23 protein-coding genes and 4 pseudogenes are annotated in these 25,180 nt (G+C 67.3%); 12 read left to right on the top strand and 15 right to left on the bottom strand.

All coding sequences use genetic code 11. The features are described 5' to 3' along the window. Positions 1-185 precede the first annotated feature (185 nt). Positions 186-1,628 (bottom strand): fatty acyl-AMP ligase, encoded by a 1,443-nt coding sequence (locus N0A20_RS19075; RefSeq protein ID WP_409574699.1) that lies wholly within the window; start codon positions 1,626-1,628, stop codon positions 186-188. Positions 1,629-1,674: 46 nt separating this feature from the next. Continuing rightward, a pseudogene (locus N0A20_RS20880) lies at positions 1,675-1,938 on the bottom strand (fatty acyl-AMP ligase); the annotation flags it as partial. Positions 1,939-2,115: 177 nt separating this feature from the next. Here N0A20_RS20880 and N0A20_RS19070 point away from each other — a divergent pair. From N0A20_RS19070 to N0A20_RS20330, 4 genes and pseudogenes are all read left to right on the top strand, one after another. Then, positions 2,116-2,679, top strand: coding sequence for a RecX family transcriptional regulator (locus tag N0A20_RS19070; protein ID WP_260581839.1), 564 nt, complete (start codon positions 2,116-2,118; stop codon positions 2,677-2,679). A gap of 48 nt (positions 2,680-2,727) precedes the next feature. Continuing rightward, complete coding sequence (locus N0A20_RS19065) at positions 2,728-3,168, top strand: DUF192 domain-containing protein (protein WP_260581838.1); 441 nt, start codon at positions 2,728-2,730, stop codon at positions 3,166-3,168. Positions 3,169-3,231: 63 nt separating this feature from the next. Continuing rightward, entirely contained in the window at positions 3,232-3,618 is a 387-nt protein-coding gene (locus N0A20_RS19060; RefSeq protein WP_260581837.1) for an NADH:ubiquinone oxidoreductase subunit NDUFA12, read from the top strand. Between the two features lie 5 nt (positions 3,619-3,623). Next, positions 3,624-4,028 (top strand): annotated as a pseudogene (locus N0A20_RS20330) (DUF2155 domain-containing protein); the annotation flags it as partial. A gap of 35 nt (positions 4,029-4,063) precedes the next feature. Here N0A20_RS20330 and aat read toward each other — a convergent pair. After that, positions 4,064-4,822: a leucyl/phenylalanyl-tRNA--protein transferase gene (gene aat, locus N0A20_RS19050; RefSeq protein WP_260583960.1), complete on the bottom strand. Its 759-nt coding sequence runs from the start codon at positions 4,820-4,822 to the stop codon at positions 4,064-4,066. An 18-nt stretch (positions 4,823-4,840) separates the two neighbouring features. Next, positions 4,841-5,662 (bottom strand): annotated as a pseudogene (locus N0A20_RS20875) (class I SAM-dependent methyltransferase); the annotation flags it as partial. 81 nt (positions 5,663-5,743) lie between these two features. On the opposite strand from N0A20_RS20875, the gene N0A20_RS19035 reads away from it, so the two are divergent. The 3 genes from N0A20_RS19035 to N0A20_RS19025 are packed head-to-tail and all read left to right on the top strand — an operon-like array spanning position 5,744 to position 7,460. Beyond that, complete coding sequence (locus N0A20_RS19035; RefSeq protein WP_260581834.1) at positions 5,744-5,932, top strand: hypothetical protein; 189 nt, start codon at positions 5,744-5,746, stop codon at positions 5,930-5,932. Continuing rightward, complete coding sequence (locus tag N0A20_RS19030; protein ID WP_260581833.1) at positions 5,929-6,471, top strand: demethoxyubiquinone hydroxylase family protein; 543 nt, start codon at positions 5,929-5,931, stop codon at positions 6,469-6,471. Before N0A20_RS19035 ends, N0A20_RS19030 begins: the two co-directional genes overlap by 4 nt. Beyond that, a complete protein-coding gene (locus tag N0A20_RS19025; RefSeq protein ID WP_260581832.1) occupies positions 6,468-7,460 on the top strand; it encodes an isopenicillin N synthase family dioxygenase in 993 nt (330 codons plus the stop codon). The genes N0A20_RS19030 and N0A20_RS19025 overlap by 4 nt, the downstream gene beginning before the upstream one ends. Here the strand turns inward: N0A20_RS19025 and N0A20_RS19020 are convergent. The 6 genes and pseudogenes from N0A20_RS19020 to N0A20_RS18995 all read right to left on the bottom strand — a co-directional run bounded on the left by N0A20_RS19020 (position 7,457) and on the right by N0A20_RS18995 (position 14,376). Next, positions 7,457-8,947: a CpaF family protein gene (locus tag N0A20_RS19020; RefSeq protein WP_260581831.1), complete on the bottom strand. Its 1,491-nt coding sequence runs from the start codon at positions 8,945-8,947 to the stop codon at positions 7,457-7,459. The two genes, N0A20_RS19025 and N0A20_RS19020, sit on opposite strands and share 4 nt — an antisense overlap. A 379-nt stretch (positions 8,948-9,326) precedes the next feature. Continuing rightward, positions 9,327-9,587, bottom strand: a complete 261-nt coding sequence (locus N0A20_RS19015) for an ATP synthase F1 subunit epsilon (protein WP_260581830.1) — start codon at positions 9,585-9,587, stop codon at positions 9,327-9,329. 156 nt (positions 9,588-9,743) lie between these two features. Beyond that, a pseudogene (atpD, locus tag N0A20_RS19010) lies at positions 9,744-11,269 on the bottom strand (F0F1 ATP synthase subunit beta). A gap of 24 nt (positions 11,270-11,293) precedes the next feature. After that, positions 11,294-12,169 (bottom strand): F0F1 ATP synthase subunit gamma, encoded by an 876-nt coding sequence (locus N0A20_RS19005; protein WP_260581829.1) that lies wholly within the window; start codon positions 12,167-12,169, stop codon positions 11,294-11,296. Between the two features lie 107 nt (positions 12,170-12,276). Beyond that, positions 12,277-13,806, bottom strand: a complete 1,530-nt coding sequence (gene atpA, locus N0A20_RS19000; protein WP_260581828.1) for a F0F1 ATP synthase subunit alpha — start codon at positions 13,804-13,806, stop codon at positions 12,277-12,279. A 3-nt stretch (positions 13,807-13,809) separates the two neighbouring features. Next, positions 13,810-14,376 carry a F0F1 ATP synthase subunit delta gene (locus N0A20_RS18995; protein ID WP_260581827.1) on the bottom strand — a complete coding sequence of 189 codons (567 nt, stop codon included), beginning with the start codon at positions 14,374-14,376 and terminating at the stop codon, positions 13,810-13,812. Between the two features lie 278 nt (positions 14,377-14,654). On the opposite strand from N0A20_RS18995, the gene N0A20_RS18990 reads away from it, so the two are divergent. Together N0A20_RS18990 and N0A20_RS18985 are read left to right on the top strand one after the other, a co-directional pair. Continuing rightward, positions 14,655-15,332, top strand: coding sequence for a dienelactone hydrolase family protein (locus N0A20_RS18990; protein ID WP_260581826.1), 678 nt, complete (start codon positions 14,655-14,657; stop codon positions 15,330-15,332). Continuing rightward, positions 15,329-16,129 (top strand): alpha/beta hydrolase, encoded by an 801-nt coding sequence (locus tag N0A20_RS18985; RefSeq protein WP_260581825.1) that lies wholly within the window; start codon positions 15,329-15,331, stop codon positions 16,127-16,129. Before N0A20_RS18990 ends, N0A20_RS18985 begins: the two co-directional genes overlap by 4 nt. Positions 16,130-16,157: 28 nt before the next feature. Here the strand turns inward: N0A20_RS18985 and N0A20_RS18980 are convergent, their stop codons facing one another. Together N0A20_RS18980 and N0A20_RS18975 are read right to left on the bottom strand one after the other, a co-directional pair. Continuing rightward, the gene (locus N0A20_RS18980) at positions 16,158-17,708 is read right to left on the bottom strand and encodes a S1C family serine protease (RefSeq protein ID WP_260581824.1); all 1,551 of its coding nucleotides are present in this window, start codon (positions 17,706-17,708) and stop codon (positions 16,158-16,160) included. A 59-nt stretch (positions 17,709-17,767) separates the two neighbouring features. Continuing rightward, positions 17,768-18,568, bottom strand: a complete 801-nt coding sequence (locus N0A20_RS18975) for a DUF2306 domain-containing protein (RefSeq protein WP_260581823.1) — start codon at positions 18,566-18,568, stop codon at positions 17,768-17,770. A gap of 396 nt (positions 18,569-18,964) precedes the next feature. On the opposite strand from N0A20_RS18975, the gene N0A20_RS18970 reads away from it, so the two are divergent. Genes N0A20_RS18970 through N0A20_RS18960 form a run of 3 tightly spaced genes read left to right on the top strand, consistent with a single transcriptional unit; the run spans position 18,965 to position 21,225 of the window. Beyond that, complete coding sequence (locus N0A20_RS18970) at positions 18,965-19,429, top strand: DUF1203 domain-containing protein (protein WP_260581822.1); 465 nt, start codon at positions 18,965-18,967, stop codon at positions 19,427-19,429. Between the two features lie 3 nt (positions 19,430-19,432). Then, on the top strand, positions 19,433-20,467 hold the full coding sequence (gene ada, locus N0A20_RS18965) for a bifunctional DNA-binding transcriptional regulator/O6-methylguanine-DNA methyltransferase Ada (RefSeq protein ID WP_260581821.1): 1,035 nt from the start codon (positions 19,433-19,435) through the stop codon (positions 20,465-20,467). Continuing rightward, entirely contained in the window at positions 20,467-21,225 is a 759-nt protein-coding gene (locus N0A20_RS18960) for an isocitrate lyase/phosphoenolpyruvate mutase family protein (RefSeq protein ID WP_260581820.1), read from the top strand. Before ada ends, N0A20_RS18960 begins: the two co-directional genes overlap by 1 nt. A 3-nt stretch (positions 21,226-21,228) precedes the next feature. Here N0A20_RS18960 and N0A20_RS18955 read toward each other — a convergent pair whose 3' ends face one another. From N0A20_RS18955 to N0A20_RS18945, 3 genes are all read right to left on the bottom strand, one after another. Further along, positions 21,229-21,417, bottom strand: coding sequence for a hypothetical protein (locus N0A20_RS18955; RefSeq protein ID WP_260581819.1), 189 nt, complete (start codon positions 21,415-21,417; stop codon positions 21,229-21,231). Continuing rightward, positions 21,414-22,754 (bottom strand): hypothetical protein, encoded by a 1,341-nt coding sequence (locus tag N0A20_RS18950; RefSeq protein ID WP_260581818.1) that lies wholly within the window; start codon positions 22,752-22,754, stop codon positions 21,414-21,416. Before N0A20_RS18950 ends, N0A20_RS18955 begins: the two co-directional genes overlap by 4 nt. Before the next feature lie 72 nt (positions 22,755-22,826). Next, the gene (locus N0A20_RS18945) at positions 22,827-24,995 is read right to left on the bottom strand and encodes a primosomal protein N' (RefSeq protein WP_260581817.1); all 2,169 of its coding nucleotides are present in this window, start codon (positions 24,993-24,995) and stop codon (positions 22,827-22,829) included. Between the last annotated feature and the right edge of the window lie 185 nt (positions 24,996-25,180).

Genomic DNA, 25,180 nt, shown 5'->3' with positions numbered 1-25,180 from the left:
CCGCAAGTCGCCGAGTTCCGTGTCGCGCGGCGTCAGTCCCAGCAGCGCGCGCGCCGGAATCCCGTCGGTCGGTATCGGATCGTTCGCCACCCTGGTCACCGGACCGGTCTAGCGACATGGGGTTACCCGAAAGTAACTATCCGGCTGGCGCGTCCGGCTTTTTTCGTCCCGGCGCGGGACGAAAATCAGGCGGCGATGGCAAAGGGTTGGATTTCCCCGGCCAGATATTGGGCGCGCGCCTTCGACCGGCTGAGCTTGCCCGAGCTGGTGCGCGGCAGCGTGCGCGGCGGGATCAGCTCGATCAGGCAGTTCATGCCGGTGATCGCGCGGACGCGCTCGCGGATCGTCTCGCGCAGCGCGGCGCGTTCATCCTCGTCGCTGGTGCGGCACTGGACGAGCACCGCCGGCGTCTCTTCACCGCCCGGCGCGGTGATCGCGAAGGCGGCGATGTCGCCCGACTTGAAGCCCGGCAATTGTTCGACCGCCCACTCGATGTCCTGCGGCCAGTGATTCTTGCCGTTGATGATGATCATGTCCTTGGCGCGGCCGACGATATAGATGTAACCGCCTGACAAATAACCCATATCGCCCGTGTCGAGCCAGCCGTCCTTCATGCAGGCGGCGGTCGCTTCGGGGTCGCGGTAATAGCCGGTCATCAGCGACGGGCCGGTGCACCACACCTTGCCGACGGTCTGGTCGGGCAGGACGTTGCCCGCTTCGTCGCGCACTTCGATGGTCATGTCGCGCGCGGCGCGGCCGCAGTTGACGATCGCACGGTAGCGCGTCGGGCGGCCCGCGTCGTTCGCGGCGCCCGACAATTCGGTTTCCTCGACCAGTTCGACGACGATACCCTCGCCCGGCGGCATGATGCTCACCGCGAGCGTCGCTTCGGCGAGGCCGTAGCTCGGCAGGAAGGCGCTCGCCTTGAAACCCGCATCGGCAAAGGCATCGACGAAATGCTGCATCACGTCGGGGCGGATCATGTCGGCGCCATTGCCCGCGACGCGCCAGCGCGACAGGTCGAAGCGGTCGGCGACATGCGTCTGGCTCGACACGCGGCGCGCGCAGATATCATAGCCGAAGGTCGGCGAATAGCTGAGCGTCGTGCCTTGGTTGCGGCTGATCAGGTCGAGCCAGGCGAGCGGGCGGCGCGCGAAATCCTCGGTCTTCAGATAGTCGACCGACACCTGGTTGGCGACCGGGGACAGCAGGCAGCCGACGAGGCCCATGTCGTGATACCAGGGCAGCCAGCTGACGCAGCGGTCGCTGTCCTGCACATGCATGCCGTGGCTGTGCGCGGCGAGATTGTTGAGCAGGGCGCCATGCGTCACGGCGACGCCGTGCGGGAAGCGCGTCGAGCCGCTGCTGTACTGGAGATAGCAGGTCTCGTCGGTCTTCTGCTCGGGCAGCTCGACCACCGGCGCGGGGCGCGTCTCGAATGCGCTCCAGTCCATCGGCACGACATTCTGCTTTTCGGCGGCCTCGGTCGCCATGGCGGCGATTTCGGGCGGGCAAAAGAGCATCGTCGGATCGCAGCTGGTCAGCTGGACGACAAGCTGGCCGACATAGGAGTCGCGCCCGCCGAAGCTGGTCGGCAACGGCAGCGGCACCGGCCAGGCAGCCGGCATAGATCGTGCCGAAGAACAGCGCGGCGAATTCGGGGCCGGTCTCGGCGATCAGCGCGATGCGGTCGCCGGGCTTCACCCCCGCGGCGATCAGCCGATAGGCGGTCGCGATCGCATCGGCCTTCAGCTCGCTATAGGGATAGGGACGCACCAGCTTCCCGCGCGGATCGTGGAAATTGAGCCCGCGGCTGCCGCTGGCGGCATAGTCGAGCGCTTCGCCGACGGTGGCGAAGTCCGAAAAACGGCGCGGCTGGAAACATTCGGTCGGCGTCGGCACGAGCGCGTCCGCCGCATCTTTGTTGGTATCGGTCATAGGGGCTCCGGCATCCCGCGATGCGGGCCGCGCGGCAACAAGCATGTCATCTTTCTGGGCCATACGTGCTGCGCGATCCCTTTATCGTTGGAACAAATCGCCTGTTTTCAGGCATTGATGCCCGATATGGCGGCGCTGGTCGTTCTCAATCGGGCCCGACTGTGGCATAAACATGGCATGGTCAAAAGCGCGGCGCGATCCGGCCGGGCCAGAAAGCCCCTCGATGCGGCGCGGCTCGACGAGCTGGCGCTGGCCTATGTCGCGCGCTTCGCGACCAGCCGGGCCAAATTGGCGCGCTATCTGGCACGCAAGCTCGGCGAATCCGATTGGACGGATCCGGCCGATCCAGCGACGGCGTGCGAAGCGGTCGTCGCGAAAATGGAACGGCTCGGCTTCGTCGACGACCGGCACTATGCGGCAATGCGGGGCGCCGCGATGACGCGGCGCGGGCTGGGCGTGCGGCGGGTCAAGGCGCAACTCTGGGTCGATGGTATCGACGCCGCCGATTCGGGCGAGGCTGTCGAGGCCGCCGAGGGTGCGGCGCTGTCCGCCGCGCTCGGCTTCGCGCGCCGCCGCCGATTCGGCCCCTATGCAGCCGCCGCGGCGACCGATCCCGCACAGCGCGAGCGGCAGGTTGCGGCCTTTGCCCGCGCCGGCCATTCGCTTGCCCTCGCGCGGCGAATCCTTGCGGCCGCGCCGGGCGATCTGGCCGCGCTGGACGAGGAGGCGGGGCTCGATTAGGAGCGGGCTTTCCGGGGCGGCGAAAGGATGTGGCCGATGCGTGCGTGGATGACCGCTGTCGCTCTTGCGATGGCATTGCCGGTCGCGAGTTGCGGCGATTCGGATGCCGCGCGCCCGGCGACGATTCCGGTCACGATCAAGGCGCCCGACAAGACCCATGTCTTTACCGTCGAGGTCGCGCGCACGCCCGAGGAGCAGGAAAAGGGACTGATGTTCCGCACCAGCCTGCCCGAAAAGGGCGGCATGCTCTTTCCCTTCGCCAAGCCCCGATACGCCAGCTTCTGGATGAAGAACACGCTGATCCCGCTCGACATGGTCTTCATCCGCACCGACGGCAGCATCGACCGCATCGCCGAGAATACCATCCCCGAAAACCTCGAGCCGGTGGTCAGCGGCGGCGAGGTGAGCGCGGTACTCGAACTCGCGGGCGGCACGGCGGCGAAGCTCGGCATCGACGAAAATGCGACCGTGACCTGGAATGACAAATGATCGGGCGCCCGCGCCGCCATTGGCGCTTGCGAAACGCGCCCCGATGCCTGTAAACGCGCGGCCATGGGCATTTTAGGCAAGATTTTCACTTGGTGGGACGGCGCGACCCTCGGCACGCTGCTGAACAGTTGGGCAAACGGCGAAAAGGTCGGCGAGGACGCTCTCGGTAACCGCTATTTCCGCGCGCGCAAGGGCAACCGCCGCTGGGTGCTCTACAACGGATCGAACGACGCCAGCCGGGTACCGCCCGAATGGCACGGCTGGCTGCACGGCACGCTCGACGAATTGCCCCAGGACGCCCTGCCCGCGCCGCGCGCGTGGGAGCGGGAAGCGACGGCGAACCTGACCGGTACCGGTGACGCCTATCGCCCGGAGGGGGCGCTCGAACGCGGCGGCCGACGCGCCGCCGCAACCGGCGATTACGAGGCGTGGCGCCCCGGCGCCGAGTAAGCTTCATGGCGCCCCGCCCGATTCCGACCGCGCTGATGGCGCTTCTGGCCGCGACGGCGCTGACCGCCTGCGACCGCGGGGCGAAAAAAGGCAATGGCAGCGCCACGGTGCAGACGGTCGCCAAGTCCGAACGCGTGCCGGCCGAAGTCGGCGGGATCGAGGGCGCGACCCCGATGGCCGAACGCATTGCCGTCGTCGGCCTGCTCAACAAGCGCAACGGGCTGGTCCGCGAGCTCGAGATGAAGCCCGGCGACACCGCGCGCGTCGGCCGCGCGATCGTGCGCCTGCGCGCCTGCGAACAGACCGCGCCGTGGGAGGACCCGCCCGAAACCGGCGCCTTCGTCCAGCTGACCGTGCAGGATCAGCGCGACGACAAATGGTATCGCGTCTTTTCGGGCTGGATCTTTCGCGAGCGGCCCGAGCGCAATATCATCCAGCACCCGATCTATGACGTGTTCGTCAAAAGCTGTGCGATGACATATCCGGGCGGCGAACCCGTCGCGCGCTCCGCGCCCAAGGCTGCGGCACTCAAGGCATCGAGCGCGCCCCAGTCGCCCGCGACGAACGGCGGCGAAGGCACGCCCGAAACGCCGGCGCCTGCCCCCAAGGCCGCACCGTCGGCGCCGCCACCCGACAACACCGAATAAAGCCGCGCCAGATAATCGCGCTGCGGGATTTCGATCGCCCCCAGGGATGCGAGATGCGGGGTGATGAACTGGCAGTCGAGCAGCCGCCAGCCGCCCGCGCGCAATCGCGCGACGAGATGCGCCAGCGCGACCTTCGATGCGTCGCGCGCCCGGCTGACCATCGATTCGCCGAAAAAGGCGCGGCCCAATGTCACACCATAAAGCCCGCCCACCAGCTCGCCCCGTTGCCAGCATTCGACGCTGTGCGCATGGCCGAGGCGGAACAGCCGGTCATAGCTCGCCTTGATGACCGGGTTGATCCAGGTCGTGGGCCGGTCGTCGGCGGGCTCGGCACACAGCGCGACCATATCGGCAAAGGCGCGGTCGGTGGTGACGTGGAACCGCTCGCCGACGATGATTTTTTTCAGGCTGCGCGACAGGTGGAAGCCGTCGAGCGGCAGAATCGCGCGCAGCCGCGGTTCGACCCAATGGACCGACGGGTCGTCCGCCGCGTCGGCCATCGGGAACAGCCCTTGGGCATAGGCGCTGAGCAGCAGCGCCGGGTCGATGGTCTCGATGTGTTTCAGAGCGCTGAGCTTCACGAATTTCAGCGTCATGCGATCCGATTCGCCGATCGCCAGATATTTGGCTCGGTCAACCTCGCCCTCGCGCAGGGAAGGCGGCAATGTCCAGACGCCCTTGGGATAATCCTTCGTATCTTTCGGGTTGGCATTGATTTCGCTCTTGTCGAGCCAGCTTGAAACCCGCCGCCTCGGCAAAGGCGATGATCGAGCTTTCCTTCATATAGCCCGATTTCTCCTCCTTCGCGGGGTCGTCACTCTCGTCCAGCCGATGTTCCTCGACGCCCAGCACGCCGCCGGGCTTGAGCATCGCATAAATCTGCCGGAAGGCGTCGGCGGTGTTGTCCTTGCCGTCGAAACGCCAGTTGTGGACGTTGCGAAAGGTCAGCACGACATCGGCGCTGCCGTCGGGGACCTTGGGATTGGTGCTAGGCGGCCGGGAATTCGGAGAATTTCAGCGCGCCATAGGTGGCGGCATCCGCCGCCTGCCTGTCCTTGACGCGATCGAGACCCTTGTCCCACGGCGCCGCGACATAGAGAGTGCCGCCGCCCGCCTTGCTGAGCGGGGCAAGGATTTCGGTGTACCAGCCGCCACCGGGCCACAGTTCAACGACCGTATCGCCCGGCTTCACGCCGAAAAAGGCGAGCGTCTCGGCGGGGTGGCGATATTGGTCGCGTGCGACATTGGCCGAGCGTGCGAGTGGGCGCCGCGACCGCGGCGGCGATCGCATCGCCGGGCCTGGCCGCGGCTTCGCCGGCGGTCGCGTCGGACGCAGGGGCGCTGCACGCGGCAACGGCGATCAGCGCTGCACTTGCAACCGCATGGAAATGACGCATATCGGGGCCTCTCTCGGGGATCGGGCCGGTCGGGCCTAGCCCGGTTGGGGGGACGGTCATAGTGCGAAGGGAATGGGTCGGATGCAAGTGTCCTTGCTGTCGGTGAGCATCGGCGCGGTCATCCTGTTCGCCGTCGCCGAATATGCCGGGTGGCGCCGCGACCACCGCCGCGACGTCGACAAGGTCGGTTTCATGCCCTGGCGCGGCATCGCGCTCGCGTCGGCGGGCGTGGCGCTCTTTGCCTTCGCTTTCTGGCTGCTGCGCGGATGATGCTGGCCGCGCGTCTGGATCAGGACGAATCGCTGGGAGACCGGGTGATCAAGGTCGACCATGCGGGCGAGCATGGTGCCATCTGCATCTATCGGGCGCAGCACTGGCTGGCCCGGTGGACGGCGCCCGCCATGCGTACCGAGCTTGACGAGTTCCTTGAGCATGAGCGCGGTCATCGCGCGCTGTTCGGGGCCGAACTGGAACGCCGCGGACGTCGGCGGTGCCGCAGCTATCATCTGTGCGGCATCGGTGGATTCGTACTCGGCACGCTGACGGGTCTGGCGGGAGCCGGCGCCATTGCCGCAACGACGGTGGCGATCGAACGCGTCGTACTGCGGCATATGCACCAGCAGATCGCCATGCTCGACGGCCGCGATGCGGCTGCCGTGGCGACTCTTCGCGCCATCGTTGCCGAGGAACAGGAACATCATGATCGGTCAGTCGATCAACTGGGGAAAAGCCGCGCCTGGTCGGCGGTGATCGCTCCGATCGTGTCCGCTTCGACCGAGGCGGTCATCTGGCTCGGGATGCGCCTGTGACATCGCTGCCCGTCATCGACATCGGCCCGCTGCTGGCGATGGACGATGCCGTCGCGGTGGAGCGCACTGCCGCCGCGATCGGTGCGGCGAGCGCCGAGTACGGTTTCTTCTACGCCGAGGGTCATGGCATCCCCGATGCGTTGTTCGCCCGGCTGGAGGCGGCGGGCCATGCCTTTTTCGCGCTGCCCGAGGCCGACAAGGCGGCGATCGCGATGGCGAAAGGCGGCACGGCCTGGCGCGGTTGGTTCCCGCTCGGCGGCGAGCTCACCTCGGGACGGCCCGACCGCAAGGAGGGGCTGTATCTCGGCGAGGAGTTGGGGCCGGACGATCCGCGCGTCGCGGCGGGCTGGCCGCTGCACGGCGCCAATCTGTGGCCCGGCGACCTGCCTGCGCTGCGCGGGGCGGTGGAGGATTATCTCGCGGCATCGGTCGCGGCGGCGGAGGCGCTGATGCGCGGCATGGCGCTCGCGCTCGGCTTGCCGGCCGACCATTTCGCGGCCGGCATCACCCGGCGCCCGACCTTGCTGTTCCGCATCTTCCACTATCCGCCGGATGGCGCGCCTGACGATCTCGGCGTCGGCGAGCATAGCGATTACGGGCTGCTCACCCTGCTCGGGCAGGATGCGCATGGCGGGCTGGAGGTCCGCGCCGCCGACGGGAGCTGGATCGCGGTGCCGCCGCGCGGCCATGCGCTCGTCGTCAATATCGGCGACATGTTCGAACGGCTGACACGCGGGCGTTTCCGCTCGGCGCCGCACCGGGTGATCAACGCTTCGGGGCGCGAGCGATTGTCGTGGCCGCTCTTCTACGATCCCGATTTCGCGGCATCGGTCGATCCGCTGCCTGTCCCGGCGACAACGCGGCTATTGCCGCGCTGGGACGGCGTCGACGTGCATCAGGCGGGCGGCACCTATGGCGATTATCTGCTCGGCAAGGTGGGCAAGGTGTTTCCCGGCCTCGCCGGGAAAGCACTCGGCGGCTTCGTTTAGAGGCAGGCCTCGAGGAAGGGCTGGTCGAAACCGAACTGGCGGGCCTTTTCCAGCGTATAGGGGCGCAGGCCCATCGCGCGATATTCGCCGATGATCTTGCCGTCCTTGTCCTCGTCCAGATATTCGAACTTGAACAATTCCTGGGTGACGATGACGTCGCCTTCCATGCCGATCACCTCGGTGACATTGGTGACGCGCCGCGAACCGTCGCGCAGGCGCTTGATCTGGACGATCAGGTCGACCGAATCGGCGATCTGCTTCGAGATCGCTTCCTTCGGAATCTTGATGTCGCCCATCAGCACCATATTCTCCATACGGCCGAGGCACTCGCGCGGGCTGTTCGAGTGGAGCGTGCACATCGACCCGTCGTGACCCGTGTTCATCGCGGCGAGGAGGTCGAAACATTCGGCGCCGCGGACCTCACCCATGATGATCCGGTCGGGACGCATACGCAGCGCGTTCTTCACAAGGTCGCCCATGTGGATCGCGCCATTGCCTTCCAGGTTCGCAGGGCGCGTTTCGAGCGGCAGCCAGTGCGGCTGCTGCAGACGCAGTTCGGCGGCGTCCTCGATGGTCAGCACGCGTTCGCCGGGGTCGATCATCTTCGACAGCGCGTTGAGCATGGTGGTCTTGCCCGAGCCTGTGCCGCCTGAGATGACGATATTGAAGCGGCTGGCGCCCGCGATCTTCAGCGCGGTGCACATCTTTTGGCTCATCGCGCCCCACTGGCACAGCATGTCGAGCGTGATCGGCTTGGCTGAGAATTTACGAATCGAGATGGCGGTCCCACGGAGGCTCAGCGGCGGCACGATCACGTTGACGCGGCTGCCGTCCTTCAAGCGGGCGTCGGCGAGCGGTGTGGTCTGGTCGACGCGGCGGCCGACCATGTTGCAGATGCGCTGCGCGATCTGGAACAGATGCTGTTCGTCGCGGAACTGGATCGGGGCGATGACCAGCTGCCCCTTCTTTTCGATATAGGTCTGGTAAGGGCCGTTGACCATGATGTCGCTGATGTCGGGATCGGCGAGAAGCTCTTCCAGCGGCCCGAAACCGAGCAGTTCGTCGACCAGCACCTTTTCGAGCGCGAACTGTTCGCGGCGGTTGAGCGTGATGCGCAGTTCGGCGAGCACTTCGAGGATGATCGGACGGAATTCCTCGGTCAGTTCGTCCTTCGACAGCGTCGCCGCGGCTTCGGGGTCGACGCGTTCGAGCAGGCGCGGCAGCACCTGTTCCTTGATCTTGTGGACGCTGGCTTCGAACCCTTGCGCCTTTTCGGGCTCCATCGCCTCGGCGGTCGAACGCTGGTTCAGCCGCTCCATTGCTTCCATTTCGGGGCTGAGCGGCAACGATGATTCGGGGAGCGGAGCGGTGTCGAGCGCGGGGAACTGACCACCCCCGGCCATCGTGCCGGGCCCGCCCTGCATCGGCTTCGCCACGCCAAAGGCGGGGCGTCCTGCGGTACCGGGTCGGCGTCCGAATGCGCTCATTGCTATATCCTGCTTCCGAATCATATCCATGGGTGTGTCGCAGCCGAAGCGGATGAACCCCCAATCGACAGGGTGAATAGATCGGAAACTTTGACATTCTCCTAATGCGGCGCAGCGCCGGGCCGCGCGCGTTTTAAGCTAGGTTCACGCGGAGGCGCGGAGACGCGGAGAAGAATGAATCGCGCAGAGGCGCAGAGAACGCCGAGATAAAAGAAGCGGCGACGCCGCGCCTGCTCATTTCTCTCCGCGCCTCCTCCTCTCCGCGTGAACCAGATTCTCGACGCCCTCTGCACCTCTGCGCGAATATTTCCCGTCACGACGCCAGACAGGAAAAGGGAGGCCGCGGCCCCCCTTTTGCCATTCGTCATTTGTAGGCGATTCAGCCGGCGGTCACATGCTCGGCGAGCACGGTCAGACCCTGCTCGTTGACCTCGGCAAAGCCGCCTTCGACCTCGACCGTCTCGGGCGCGGCGCCCTGCGAAGCGTAGATGGTCAGCGGGCCGTTGCGCAGCGTCGCCATGAAGGGCGCATGACCTTCGAGCACCGAGAAGTCGCCTTCGCTGCCCGGTACGGTGACCATATAGACGTCGCTCGACCTTTCGAGGCGGGCGGGGGTGACGAGTTCGAACTTCAGAGCCATGGGCTTCGTCCTAAAGCCTCTCCCCTTCAGGGGAGGGGTTGGGGTGGGGGCTGTCGAGCTTGCGCAAGGCCGCCGGCCCTACCCCGCTCGACTAAAGGCCCGGCTATGCCGGACCAAGTCTCTCTGCCCCTCCCCTGAAGGGGAGGGGGTACGCAATTACGCGTCTTCGGCCAGCTTCGCGGCCTTGGCGACCGCTTCGTCGATGCCGCCGACCATGTAGAAGGCCGCTTCGGGGAGGTGGTCATATTCGCCGTCGACGACCGCCTTGAACGACTTCACCGTGTCCTCGATCGCAACGAACTTGCCGGGGATGCCGGTGAAGACTTCGGCGACGTGGAACGGCTGCGACAGGAAGCGCTGGATCTTGCGCGCGCGGGCGACGACCAGCTTGTCCTCTTCCGACAGCTCGTCCATGCCGAGGATCGCGATGATGTCCTGCAGCGACTTGTACTTCTGCAGCGTTTCCTGAACGCGGCGGGCGGTCTCGTAATGCTCCTGGCCGACGGTCGCGGCGGTCAGCACGCGGCTGGTCGAATCGAGCGGATCGACCGCGGGGTAGATGCCGAGTTCCGAAATCGCGCGGCTCAGCGTCGTCGTCGCATCGAGGTGCGCGAAGGAGGTCGCCGGCGCCGGGTCGGTCAAGTCGTCCGCGGGAACGTAGATGGCCTGCACCGAGGTGATCGAGCCCTTGGTGGTCGAAGTGATGCGTTCCTGCAGCGCGCCCATGTCGGTCGACAGGGTCGGCTGATAACCCACCGCCGAGGGAATACGGCCGAGCAGCGCCGACACTTCCGAACCCGCCTGGGTGAAGCGGAAGATGTTGTCGACGAAGAAGAGCACGTCCTGGCCTTCCTGGTCGCGGAAATATTCGGCCATGGTCAGGCCCGAGAGCGCGACGCGGGCGCGGGCGCCCGGGGTTCGTTCATCTGGCCGAACACCAGCGCCACCTTCGAGCCCTCCGGGGTCGGGTTGCCGTCGGCGTCCTTGGCGATAACGCCGGCGTCGAGGAACTCGTGGTAGAGATCATTGCCTTCGCGGGTGCGTTCGCCGACGCCCGCGAACACCGACACGCCGCCGTGGCCCTTGGCGATGTTGTTGATCAGTTCCTGGATGAGAACGGTCTTGCCGACGCCGGCGCCGCCGAACAGGCCGATCTTGCCGCCCTTGGCGTAAGGCGCGATCAAGTCGATGACCTTGATGCCGGTGACGAGGATCGCGGCTTCGGTCGACTGGTCCACGAATTCGGGGGCCTTGGCATGGATCGGCGCGCGCAAGTCGGTGTTGACCGGACCGCGTTCGTCGATCGGCTCGCCGATGACGTTGAGGATGCGGCCGAGCGTCTGCGGGCCGACGGGGACCGAGATCTGCGCGCCGGTGTCGGTCACCGGTTGGCCGCGGGTCAGGCCGTCGGTCGCGTCCATCGCGATCGTGCGGACCGTGTTCTCGCCGAGGTGCTGCGCGACTTCGAGGACGAGGCGGTTGCCGTTATTGTCGGTTTCGAGCGCGTTCAGGATCGCCGGCAGTTCGCCGGTGAACTGGACGTCGACGACGGCGCCGATGACCTGCGCGACGCGGCCCGTCGCGGTGCTGGCCGTCGCGGCGGCCTTCGGAGCAGCAGCCTTCTTGGGCGCAGCGGCCTTTTTGGCCGGGGCCTTCTTCTCGGGGGCGGGAGCGGTTGCCATTGGTTTCTTCCTTGCTGGGATAGCTTACAGCGCTTCCGCGCCAGCGATGATTTCGATGAGTTCGGTGGTGATCGCCGCCTGGCGCGTGCGGTTATACACGATGGTCAGCTTGTTGATCAGGTCGCCCGCGTTGCGCGTCGCATTGTCCATCGCGGTCATCGACGCGCCCTGTTCGGACGCGGCGTTTTCCAGCAGACCCTTGAAGATCTGGATGGTGACGTTGCGCGGCAGCAGGTCGGCGAGGATCGCCTCCTCGTCGGGCTCATATTCGACCGCGGCGCCGCTCGATGCGGGGACGTCGGCGGGCGGCGGGACCGGGATCATCTGCTGGCCGGTCGCGATCTGCAGCAAAGCCGAGCGGAACTTCGAATAGAAGAGATGCGCGACGTCGAAGGCGCCGGCCTCGTAAAGCTCCATCACCTTCGCCGAGATGTCGCTCGCCTGCTCGAAGCCGATGTCGCGGATGCCGGTGGTCTCGTACTGCTCGATGATCTGGCCCGGAAAGAGACGGCTGATCACCGGACGGCCCTTGCGGCCGACGAGGTAGAAGAGAACCTTCTTGCCCTCGGCCTGCAGTTCGAGCGCCTTGTCGCGCGCCGCCTTGACGATGTTCGAGTTGAACGCGCCGGCGAGGCCGCGGTCGCTGTTGAGCACGACCAGCAGGTGCGTGTCGCTCTTGCCGGTGCCCGACAGCAGCTTCGGCGCCGAATCCGACGCGCCGACCTTCGACGCGAGGCTGGCGACGACGCCTTCGAGCCGCTCGGCGTAAGGGCGCGCGGCCTCGGCGGCCGCCTGCGCCTTGCGCAGCTTGGCGGCGGCGACCATCTTCTTGGCCTTGGTGATCTTCTGGGTCGATTTGACCGAGACGATCCGCCCTTTGAGTTCCTTGAGTGATGCCACTCTGTCGGTTCCTCTTTTTTGTCATTCCCGCGAAAGCGGGAACCTAGGGATAGCTTGCGCTGTGTCGCACTGGGTCCCCGCTTTCGCGGGGATGACAAGATAAGTGTTTACGCGAAAATCTTGCCGAAAGCGTCGAGCGCCGCGACCAGAGCCTTCTTGGCATCGTCGCCCAGGTCCTTGGTGTCGCGGATCGTCTTCAGCACGTCGCCATGGTCGCTGCGCAGATAGGCGAGCATCGCCGCTTCATAGCGCGACACATCGGTCGTCGCGACATCGTCGAGATAGCCGTTGGTGCCGGCGAAGATCGATGCGGTCTGTTCCTCGAACGGCATCGGCTGGAACTGCGGCTGCTTCAAGAGCTGCGTCAGGCGCGCGCCGCGGTTCAGCAGCTTCTGCGTCGACGCGTCGAGGTCCGAACCGAACTGCGCGAAGGCTTCCATCTCGCGATACTGCGCGAGCTCGAGCTTGATCGAGCCCGACACCTTCTTCATCGCCTTGGTCTGCGCGGCCGAGCCGACGCGCGACACCGACAGGCCGACGTTGATCGCAGGGCGGATACCGGCGTTGAACAGGTTGGTTTCGAGGAAGATCTGGCCATCGGTGATCGAAATCACGTTGGTCGGGATATAGGCCGACACGTCGCCCGCCTGCGTTTCGATGATCGGCAGCGCGGTGAGCGAGCCCGCGCCATTGTCCTCGTTCATCTTCGCGGCGCGCTCGAGCAAACGCGAGTGCAGATAGAAGACGTCGCCGGGATAGGCTTCGCGGCCCGGCGGGCGGCGGAGCAGCAGCGACATCTGGCGATAGGCGACGGCCTGCTTCGAAAGATCGTCATAGACGATCACGGCGTGCATGCCGTTGTCGCGGAAGAACTCGCCCATGGTGCAGCCGGTGTAGGGCGCGAGGAACTGCAGCGGAGCGGGCTCCGACGCGGTCGCGGCGACGACGATCGAATATTCCATCGCGCCATTTTCTTCGAGCTGGCGGACGATCTGCGCGACGGTCGAACGCTTCTGGCCGACGGCGACGTAGATGCAATAGAGCTTCTTCGATTCGTCGGTGCCGGCGTTCGCCTGCTTCTGGTTGATGAAGGTGTCGATCGCGACGGCGGTCTTGCCGGTCTGGCGGTCGCCGATGATCAGTTCGCGCTGGCCGCGGCCGACGGGGACCAGCGCGTCGAGCGCCTTGAGGCCGGTCTGGACGGGTTCGTGCACCGACGTACGCGGGATGATGCCCGGCGCCTTCACCTCGACGCGCATGCGCTTGTCGGCCTTGATCGGGCCCTTGCCGTCGATCGGATTGCCGAGGCCATCGACGACGCGGCCGAGCAGGCCCTTGCCGACGGGAACGTCGACGATCGTGCCGGTGCGCTTGACGGTGTCGCCTTCCTTGATCTCGGCGTCCGAGCCGAAGATCACGATACCGACGTTGTCGGCTTCGAGGTTGAGCGCCATGCCCTGCACGCCGTTGGCGAATTCGACCATTTCACCGGCCTGGACATTGTCGAGGCCGTGGACGCGGGCGATGCCGTCGCCGACCGAGAGCACCGAGCCGATTTCGCTGACCGTGGCGTCGGTCCCGAAATTGGCGATCTGGTCCTTGATGACCTTGCTGATTTCAGCGGCGCGGATTTCCATTATTCAGCCTTTCATCGCAGTCGCGAAGCTATTGAGACGGGTACGGATGCTGCCGTCGATCAGCTGGCTGCCCAGCTGGACGACGAGGCCGCCGAGGATGGCGGGATCGACGGTCGTCGCGACGGTCACGTCGCGCCCGACACGGGATTTGAGGTTCGCTGTCAGCGTCTTTAACTGATCGGCGGTGAGCGGGTGCGCGCTGGTGACCTTGGCGGTCACTTCGCCGCGATGGTCGGCGACGATCGCGTCATAGGCGTCGATCATCTTGGGCAGGTCGGCGAGGCGGCGGTTCTCTGCGAGCACGCCGAGGAATTTGGCCGTCAGCGAATCGAGTTTCATCGCCTCGGCGACGGCGGCGACCGCCTTGGCGGCATCGCCGCGCCCGACAACGGGGCTTGCGATCAGCGCCGACAGGTCGGCCGATTCGGCCAGGCCCGCACGCAGGTCCGACAGGCTTTTCTGGACGCTGTCGATCGCGTTCGATTCGCGGGCCAGATCGAACAAAGCGACCGCATAGCGGCCCGCGAGGCCCGCCGTGATGTTGCCCTGAATGCCGCCGGAATTCTCCACGCGCGAAAGTCCTTCTCTACGATCCCATGGGGGGATGGCTGCGCGGATTGCATGGCGTCCAGAGACACCCCCGCTGCAAAGTCGCGGCGCGCGTAGCAACGATTGTGACGCAATGCAAGGCGGGGGTGGGGTGAATCCTGCCCTGCTCCCGCTCCCGTTTGCCCCCCGCCTTCGCGGGGGCAGGCTCCGAGCTTGTCGGAGGGCCGTTCTTTCTCCAATGATCGCAAAGAAGAGCGGTGCTTCGACACGCTCTGCACGAACGGATGAGAGGAAGGTTCATGGGCGAGATGATCCGGATGATGATGGACGATGGCGCCGAAATCGCCGTCTATCATGTGCAGCCCGACGGCGAACGCCGCGGCGGGCTGGTGCTGATCCAGGAAATCTTCGGGGTCACCGACCATATCCGCGACCTCTGCGACGAATATGCCGCCGATGGTTATGAAGTGCTCGCCCCCGCGCTGTTCGACCGCGAGCATCCTGGGTTCGAATGCGACTATACCGGCCCCGAGTTCGAGCGCGCGGTCGACCTCGCTCGCAAGCTCCATCCCTTCGAGCAGAGCCTGAAAGACACGCAGACCTGCATCGACGCGCTCAAGGGGAAAGGCCCCGTCTTCATCACCGGCTATTGCTATGGCGGTTCGGTCGCCTGGCGGATGGCGCAGATCAGCCCCGACCTCGCCGCAGCGTCAGCCTATTACGGCAGCCTCGTCCCCACCCAGTTCGCCGACGAAGCGCCGCTATGCGCGACCATCGCCCATTTCGGCCGCTACGATGCTGGCATCCCGATGGAGGGTGTCGAGGCGCTGATCGCGAAGGAGCATCCGACCGCTCAGGTCTTCGTCTACGACGCCAACCACGGCTTCAACAGCGACCGCCGCAAGGATTATCACGAACCGTCGAGCGACCTCGCGCGCGAACGCACGCTGATGCTGTTCAAGGCGTGCGGGGGGTGACGATCCTGCGCGTCGCCCTGTTCGGCGCGCTTGTCATCGCGGCGTTCATCGCGGCTGCCGCCGCGCTGCTCTATTTCAACCAGCAAAGCCTCTTCTATCCCGTGCCGCGTGATTATCCGCGGGAGGCGTTGCCCGGTTACCGGGCGATCCGGACCGAAACGTCCGACGGCCTGCGGCTGTCCGCCCTGTACCGCGCGGCACAGCCGGGGCGGCGGACGGTCGTCTTCTTCCACGGCAATGGCGACAGTCTGGAGGGCGCGGCTCATGCGACGCGCGGGCTTGCCGCCGAAGACTATGGCGTGTTGCTCGTCGAATATCGCGGCTATGGCGGCAATCCGGGGTCGCCCGACGAGGACGGCCTCTATCGCGACGGCGAAGCGGCGCTGGGCTGGCTCGCACGGGAAGGGATCGCGCCGTCGCAGATCATCCTGTTCGGCAATTCGATCGGATCGGGCCCCGCGACCGAAATGGCGGCGCGCCATCCGGTCGCCGCGCTGATCCTCGTCTCGGGCTTTTCCAGCCTGCCCGATGTCGCGGCGAGCCATGTCCGCTGGCTGCCGGTGCGCCGGCTGGTGCGCGACCGGTTCGCCAATGCGGACAAGCTCGGCGCGGTCAGCGGTGCGGTGTTTCTGCTGCACGGCGACCGCGACCGGGTCGTGCCGGTCGCCAATGCGCGCCGGCTTCATGCGGCGCGCCCGGACGCGGCGCTGATGATCGTGCCGGGTGCTGGGCATGAACTGGTTTACGGCGACGCCACGCAGCGGCTGCTTGCCGAATGGGTGGCGACGCTGCCCTGAGCCGAAGCGATGCCGCCGGGCCGCCGGTTCAGGGCGCCGCCGCCGGAATGATCGCCGCGCCCTTCGCGACCTTCTGGCAGGAATAGACCAGCCGCTCGTTCGGCGACGGCGGCAGCACCGAGCGGATCGCATCCTGCTGCGTCGCCAGGGCCGCGAGCTGGTCGGGGGCGACGCTGCAGCCCTTGATCTCGACCCCGGCGCGTACCTGGCGCGCCTTCGCCATCGTCTCGGCGTCGAGCAAGTAGCGGTCGACGCGATAGTCGGTCCCGGCGCCGTCGATCGACGCGATCGTCACCGTCGCTTCCTCATTGGGCACCAGGATGCGCTGCCAGCGGCCGTCGCTGCCTTGCGCATATTGTGTGCGGCCGTTGATGCAGCCCTGTTTGCCGATCGTCACCGGCACGTCGGGGGTTTCCGACACGGTGATGCGGCTGCGGTCGGGGCGGATGGTGCAGAGCAGGTCGCCCTCGGCGAGCGCCGGGGGCAGGTCGGCATTGGCAACGCTTGCCTTGGCGTCGGCGGGCAGGTCGGCGTGTGCGCTGGGGCGGGTGACGAACAGGATCGCGGCGCCCAGAATCAGCGCCCCGCCCGCGCCGCCCGCGATCTTGGCGTTGCGCTCCTTCCTCTGGCCATGGAACATCAGTCCCGCGCCGCCGGCAAGCGCGCCGATCACGAACAGCACCCCGGCGAGCGCGATGCGATTCTCGCGCGCCGCCAGCGCTTCCTCGTCGGCGCGGGTTTCACGCAGCTCGCGGTCGAGCGCCGCCGCCTCGTCCTTCGCCGCATTGGCCTCCGCCTTGGCGCGCGCATCGGCGTCGAGCGCCGCGCGGTCGCGCGCATCGGCCTCGGCCAGCGACAGGCAGGGGGTGCCGATGCTGCTGTAATTCTGTCCGGCTTCGGTCAGGAAGCGCGTCAGCTCGCGGTTGGTGATCGCAAAGGAAAAGGGCGAATCGCCATCGTCGGCGCGCGTCATCGCATTGTTGATCCCGACGATGCGGCCGCAGCCATCGACCAGCGGTCCGCCCGAATTGCCGCGCGCGATCTTGGCGGTGTGGACGAGCATCGCGACCCCGTCGACGCCCTGCGTGTTCGACAGATTGCCTTCGCTGCGCACCGGGGTGCGCGGGGTGATATAATCGCCCGCGCCGCGCGCCGTCGCAGCGTCGACATTGCCCGGATAGCCCAATGCCACCACATCGGCGCCCGATTCGAAGGGCCCCGAATAGATGGCGGCGGCGGGAACGCGCCCCTCGGTCATCTCGATCAATGCCAGGTCGCGCTTGGTGTCGATCGCGATCAGCTTGGCGGCATAGCTTTTCTGTCCCTCCGACGGGACGACGCCGAGCGCGACATTGTCGGGATAGCGCGCCGCCGATTCCACGACATGCGCGTTGGTGACGATGCGGGTGGGCGAGATGGCGATGCCGCTGCCATGGCCGAAACCGACCACTTCGCCATCGACCATCGCGACGGTGACGACGCGCACGACGCTGCGCGACGCGGCGCTGATATCGTCGGCGGCGCGCGCGGACAGGCTGACGGAGAGAAGGGCGAGCAGCAGCGCGAGGAGGCGGGTCATGGCGCGGAACCTAGCCGCTGGCGATGCGAAGGCAAGCTAGAGATAGGGGCTCCACATGATCATCCATGCGCCCGCGCTGCCGGCTGAGGATGACGAGACCGCCGGCTGCATAGCAGCGCCGCGACGCCCTTTCTGGCGAGCGGCGTGCCGTGCGATCCAGCGCGCAGATAGAGCTCGGCGACGGCGAGCGGCAGCAGCGAATTGGCAAAGGCGAGGAACAGGTCGAACGGCCCGTCCATCGCCTTGCCGATGCCCGCGCCGCCGGTCGCGATGCCCCACGCCATATAACCGACGCGCATGAACCACACCGCGCTCGCGACGGCGAACAGCCGGATCGCCCAGCGGCGGTGCTCGGCGAAGCGCCGTTGGCGCGCGGCGCCCCATGCCATCGCCGCGAAACCGAGGATCAGCAGCGCGTCGAGCGTGATGCCGATCCCGCCCGTCAGGTTGAGCCAGGTGCCGCGCCCCCAGGTCATCCACAGCCCGCCGAGCGACAGGATCAGCGCGCTCAGCAGATAGAGCCGCCCGTTCCAACGATGCACGGCGGGCCAGCGGCTGCGGATCGCGGGGATCAGCTGGACCAGCCCGCCGAGCGTGATCGCCGCCGCCATCAGCACATGGACCGCGAAGAACAGGTTGCCGGCGATATCGCCCGGCACGAAGCCCTTGATCAGCGGCTTGTCGTTCCACCCCGCGAAATTGCCGGTCAGTGTCGCGGTGTAATAAAAGAGCAGGATGAAGGCGGTGAACAGCAACTGCCCCGCCGCGATCGTCAGGTAACAAAAGGTCCCGGCGCGGGCGAGCCAGTCGGTCCGGCGCGACGGCGATGTCGAAGAAAGACTTGCGTCGATGGTCGCCATGGTGCCGACTCCCGGTTTGGTGGTCAGTTTGCGGCATCGGCACAAGTGTGTCAATGTAATAATACAGTGATACGGCTTGTGGGGCGCGACGATGGGTTTCCAGCGTTGGCCGACATATCCGACCCGATCCCCCGGCGAAGGTCGGGGAACGGGTGATAGCAGTGCCGGAGAGCGTTGGGATCAGCGATAAATTCCGTTCGTGTCGAGCGAAGTCGAGACACCCCGAAGGTACGCATTACCGATGGGTGTCTCGACTTCGCTCGACACGAACGGAAAGAGAGGACGGTCTGCAATCCAACCCCGGACCGGCCGCTCCGCGCTTTGAACGCAAGCATCGGGACGCGCGCCGCATCGCGGCGTGGCAGGAGGCGCCTGGCCAAGAGAAAGGACGACCAAATGACGTACAAGATCACCGGACTCGACCCCGCGCCCTTCGCCCCGCTGTTCGCGCTGGGCGACGCAGACCTCGCGGCGCGCGGCGCCCGCCGCGTCATCGCCGGTGCCGACCGCGGCTTCCCCTGCCGCGTCAGCCTCGACGATGCGCGCGCGGGCGAGGAGCTGATCCTGTTCCACCATGTCAGCCACGACGTCGATACGCCCTATCGCAGTGCCTATGCCATCTATGTGCGGCAGGGTGTCGAAACCGCGACCTACACCGACAGGACTCCGCCGGTGTTCGAGGGCCGCCCGCTCGCGCTGCGCGCTTTCGACGCCGCGGGCATGCTGCAGGGCGCGCGGCTCGCGGGGCCGGGCGAGGCCGACGGCGCGATCCGCGACCTGTTCGCCGACCCGGCCATATCCTATATCGACGCGCATAATGCCGCGCATGGCTGCTTCGCCGCGCGCGTGACGAGGAATTGAGCCATGGACGCGTTCACCATGACCGACGACGAACGCTGGGACGCGGTGAAGCGCCGCGACAAGGCGCAGGACGGACGCTTCGTCACCGGCGTACTCACCACCGGCATCTATTGCCGCCCGAGCTGCGCCGCGCGCCATCCCAGGCGTGAAAATGTCCGTTTCTTCGCCGACGGCGCGGCGGCGCAGGCCACCGGGCTGCGCCCGTGCAAACGCTGCCTGCCCGACGATGTCGCGCGCGACGAAAGCGCAGTGCTCGCCGCGATCGCCGCGATCAAGGCGAGCGAGGAGCCGCTCGCACTCGCCGACCTTGCGGTGCGAACCGGCTATTCGCCGACGCATTTCCAGCGCGTCTTCACCCGCCACACCGGCCTCTCCCCCGCCGCCTACGCCCGCGCGCTGCGCGAGGAACGCGCGAGGGCTGCGCTGAGCGACGGCGGCCGGGTAACCGACGCGATCTACGACGCGGGCTTTTCGGGGCCGTCGCGTTTTTACGACAATATGGAGGGACGTATGGGCATGACGGCTTCGGTCTGGGTGAACGGCGGCAAGGGTGCGACGATCCACTGGGCGGTGGTGCCGACCAGCCTTGGCGACATGCTCGTCGCCGCGACCGGCAAGGGCGTGTGCCGCCTGAGCTTCGCCGAAGGGCGCGAGGCGCTCGAAAAGCGTTTTCCGGCGGCGACGCTGGTCGAGGGCGGCGCGGATTTCGCCGCACTGCTGAAACAGGTCGTCGATGCGGTCGAGGCGCCGACGGGCGGCTTCGACCATATCCCGCTCGACGTGAAGGGCACCGCCTTCCAGGAAGCCGTGTGGCGCGAATTGCGCAAGATTCCGGCGGGCGAGACGCGCAGCTATGCCGACATCGCCGCCGCGGTCGGCAAGCCCAGGGCGGTGCGTGCCGCGGGGAGCGCCAATGGCGCGAACAACGTCGCGGTGCTCATTCCGTGCCACAGGGTGCTGCGCAGCGACGGCTCGCTCGGCGGCTATGCCTATGGCCTGCCGATCAAGGAAGAATTGCTCAAGCGGGAGAGTGTGTGATGTCCGACAAGATTGCCCGATTCAAGGCGCTGCATGTTCCCGGCGACCCGCTGATCCTCGTCAACATCTGGGACGCGGGCAGCGCCAAAGCCGTTGGGGCCGCCGGTGCCAAAGCCATCGCGACGGGCAGCTATGGCGTTGCGGGCGCCCAGGGTCGGAATGACGGCGAGGATTTTCCGCTGGAGGATGCGCTGGAAAATCTGGCGCGCATCCTGTCGGTCACCGACCTGCCCGTCACGATCGACATGGAATCGGGCTATGGCGCCGATCCTACGGCGGTCGGCGCCTCGGTCGACCGCGCACGGGCCGCGGGCGCGGCGGGTATCAACATGGAGGACCGGCTGCCCGGCCAGACCGTGCTGCTTGCCATAGCGGAGGCGCAGGCGCGCTATCGCGCCGCCGCCGACACCGGCCTTTTCGTCAACGCGCGCTGCGACGTGTTTCGCGGCGCCGATATCGTGCGGGACGGCGAAGCGCTGGTCGCCGCGACGCTCGAACGCGCCCGCGCCTATGCCGATGCCGGGGCGGGGTCGCTCTTCGTGCCCTTCCTGCTCGATCCGAAATGCATCGGCGCGATCTGCGACGCCTCGCCGCTGCCGGTGAACATCTTGCGCGGCAAGGGCGGCCCGACACACAAGGAACTGGCGAGCCTCGGCGTGGCGCGGATCAGCCACGGGCACCAGCCCTGGGCGGCAGCGATGGCGTGGCTGACGGCGCAGGCCGGGCAGGTGCTTGGCGGCGAAGAGCCCGATTATTGAGCCTCAGTCACCGGCCGTTTCTTCGGCGTCGTCGGTGCCGTCGGGTCCGGGCGAAGGCGGTGTGCCGCTGCCGCCGCTCGCCAGCCAGGCGACGAGTTGCTGCGCGCGGCGCTGGGCGCCGCTCGGATGCGGGTCGCTGGCGAGCGGCATCAGCCGGCGCAGCGCACCGCCGAGGTCGCCCTTGCGGATCAAGGCCTCGGATGCCGCGAGGCGGATGCCGTCATTCTGCGGCGCGAGGTCGCTTGCGCGGATGAGCTGGTCGACAGTCGCACCGCCAGGCGCATTGCCAAGCCGCGCCGCGCCCTCGAACTGGCCATAGAGGACAGCGGGATCGTTCGGGGCGAGTTCGAGCGCCCTGTCGAGCGCGGCGCGCGCCTTGTCCTCGTCCGCCGCCTCGCCGTGCGCCAGTGCCAGTCCCTGCGCGAGATGCGCGCGGGCGAGCGCGGGATCGAACGCCACCGCGCGGCCGCAGCGGTTGCGGCGGACTTCGGCCAATCCTCGGCATCGGCATATTGTTCGGCGAGGAACAGTTGCACCGCGGCATCGTCCGGAAACCGCGCGGCTTCGGCTTCGGCGCGTGCGATAATGTCGGCGCGTTCCTTTTCGTCCATCCTCTGGTGCAAGGCTTCGATACGCTCGTCCATGATTGCCGCTTCGCCGGGCCGCAGCGCGCGCGATGACTGGATCGCCATGACCTCGGGCGGCAGCGGCGGCGCCTTGTAGGGAAAGCTGCGCCCGCGCAGATAGGCCCGCACCTCGCGTTCGAGTTCGTCGACGTCGCCGAACGCCTTCCACGCTTCCTCGTCGCTCGCGCCGCGCAGCACGGCCAGCAGATAGGCGCGCAGCTGCCCCGGCCTTTTGTCGGCCAGCGTCAGGTAATGGGCGAGCAGCCAGCTCTGCCCATAATAGGAGCCATAGTCGCGGTTGATGACGTCGCGGTCTTCCTTGCTGCGCCCGATCAGGCTGCGCAGCGGGATCCAGCGCAGATATTCGAGCTCGTTCTGGCGATGGCTCGCCGCCTTGCCGAAGGTGATCGTGCCCTTGCGCTCGAACGAGGCGGTCGAGATCAGCTCGGCCCAGCCTTCGACATACCAGGGCGGATAGGCGCCGGGCTGATATTGCAGCATGAAATGATGGGCATATTCGTGGAACAGCACCGCCTGCGGGTCGAGGCTGCCGCCGTCATTGTTGCGCGGCACGATCGCCGCCGAACCGCGGATCGACGGGATATAGATGCCCGCGACGCTGCTGTTCGGTTTGGCGTCGAGCACGCGGCGCAGTTCGTCGACCGAATAGACATAATAGACGTCGACCTTGTTGACCGGCTTGTCGTCCTTCATGCCGGTCGCGATCTTCATCAGATAATGGACTGCCTCCAGCCGCTCGGCATATTGGACGACGTCCTTTTCCTTGCCCTCGCTATAGATGCGGAAATGCGCGGTCTCGACCTCGCGCCATTCGGCCCGCGCCGTGCCCGCTGTACAAAGCGCCAGCAAGGTTGCGGCGCCCAGCCCCCATATCTTCAGCATCATCGCCCCCCGGCCAGCCATTCTGCCGGACCATGCTGCCAAGCCGTGGCTGCGCTGTAAAGTCCTGACCCGTCAGACGAAACTATAGGGGTCGATGTCGATCGCGAGCCGCGCCTTCGACGGCCAGTCGATACGCCCGACCCATTCGCGGATCGTACCCTGCAGGTCGAAGCTGCGCGGGGCATGAAGCAGCAGGCGGAAACGGTGGCGCCCGCGCAGCATCGCGAGCGGCGCGGGGGCGGGGCCATAGACGGCGAGCCCTTCCGCAACCGGCGCTTTCGCCCCCAGCCGCTGCGCGACGGCGCGCGCGACCTCGATATCTTCCGAAGAGATGATCAGCGCAGCGAAGCGGCCGTAAGGAGGCGCGCCCGCCCGGCGCCGTGCCGCGGCCTCGGCGGCGTAGAAACCGTCGCGGTCTTGTCCGACCAGCGCCGCCATCACCGGCGCTTCGGGTACGCGCGTCTGGATCAGCACCTCGCCCGGCTTTACCCCGCGCCCCGCGCGCCCGGCGACCTGCGCGATCTGCTGAAAGGTGCGCTCCGAGGCGCGCAGGTCGCCGCCGTCGAGGCCGAGGTCGGCGTCGACCACCCCGACGAGGGTCAGGTTCGGAAAATGATAGCCTTTGGTCACGAGCTGCGTCCCGATGATGATATCGACCAGCCCGCCCTCGACATTGCCGACGAACTCCGCCGCCTTCGCCGGCGACCACAGCGTGTCCGACGTGACGATCGCGGTGCGCGCGTCGGGGAAACGCAGCGCCACCTCGTCGGCGACGCGTTCGACACCGGGGCCGCAGGCGACGAGGCTGTCCTCGTCCTCGCATTCGGGACAGAGGCGCGGCGGCGGCATCACATGGCCGCAATGATGGCAGGCGAGGCGGTGGACGAGCCGGTGCTCGACCATCCAGGCGGTGCAGTTCGGGCACTGGATGCGGTGCCCGCACGTGCGGCACAAGGTCAGCGGCGCGAAGCCCCGGCGGTTGAGGAACAGCAGGCTCTGTTCGCCCTTGCGGAGCCGGTCGGCGAGCGCCGCGACCAGGGGCGGCGCGAGCCAGGTGCCGCGGTCGGGCGGGTCGTGCCGCATGTCGATCGCCGCCAGCCCCGGCAGCGTCGCGCCGCCGAAGCGCGCGGGCAGGCGGATATGGCGGTAGCGCCCCGCCTCGACCTGCGCGAGGCTTTCGAGCGCCGGGGTCGCGCTCGCCAGCACCACCGGCAGCCCCTCGAAAGACCCGCGCATCACCGCGACGTCGCGCGCGTGGTAATGGACGCCGTCCTCCTGCTTGAAGCTCGTCTCGTGCGCCTCGTCGACGACGATCAGGCCGAGCTTCGCATAGGGCAGGAACAGCGCGGAGCGCGCCCCGACGACGATCCGTGCCTCGCCCGCCGCGATCGCATGCCAGGCGCGGCGCCGCTCGGCCGAACGCAGCCCCGAATGCCACGCCACCGGCTCGCAGCCGAAGCGCGCGGCGAAGCGCGTCAGCATCGGTTCGGTGAGGGCGATCTCGGGGAGCAGCACCAGCGCCTGTTTTCCCGCGCGGACGGCGGCGGCGATCGCCTCCATATAGACTTCGGTCTTGCCCGACCCGGTGACTCCGTCGAGCAGCAGCGTTTCGAAAACCCCTGCCTCGACCGCCTCGGCCAGCTGCGCCGCCGCGGCGCGCTGTTCGTCGGACAGGTCGGGCGGCGCGAAGCCCGGGGCGGGGTCGGGATAGGGCGCGTCGGCCGACCCCGTCACCGCTTCCAGCGCGCCGGTCTGGACGAGACCCCGGATCACCGCTTCGCTGACCTCGGCGAGCGCGGCGAGTTCGCGCACCGTGCCCTGCGACGGCCCAATCATCTCCAGCGCCACCGTGCGCTGCGGCGTCATCCTTGCAGGCAGGGCGCCGGTGGCGCGATATTCGACGATCGGCCGCCGCGCGTCGGCAAAGGCGACGCCGGGCAGCACCATGCGCAGCACCGCGCCGGGCGGGCTGAGATAATAGTCGCTCGTCCATTCGACCAGCCGGCGCAGCGGCGCCTGCACCGGCGGCACCGGCACCACCTCGAACAGGTTGCGCAGCCGATTGTCGCCGACCGGTTCGGGCGCGCCGAAACTTTCATCCTCCCAGATCACCCCGCCCAGCCGGCGCGGGCCCAGCGGCGCGACGACGACGCTGCCAAGCCCGGCCTCCATGCCGTAGGGAACCCGGTAATCGAGCGGGCCGAGGGCGGCGGTCATAAGGAGGACACGGGCGCGGGTCATGGCGGGGGAGGATATAGGCGCGCGCGTATAATAGGAAAGCGGCGAAGGAAAAATGCGCGCAGAGGCGTAGAACGCGCGGAGGATTTTGGTTCACGCGGAGGCGCGGAGAAGAAGAGGGCATGATGGCGGCTTTGCCGCCTTTTCTTCTCTGCGCGCTCGGCGTCCTCTGCGCGAAATCATTGAAA

It is taken from the genome of Sphingopyxis sp. PET50 (genome assembly GCF_025244705.1).
GTDB lineage: Bacteria > Pseudomonadota > Alphaproteobacteria > Sphingomonadales > Sphingomonadaceae > Sphingopyxis.
Note: the sequence above shows the minus strand (reverse complement) of the source record. Positions and strands in the feature narration are given on the sequence as shown.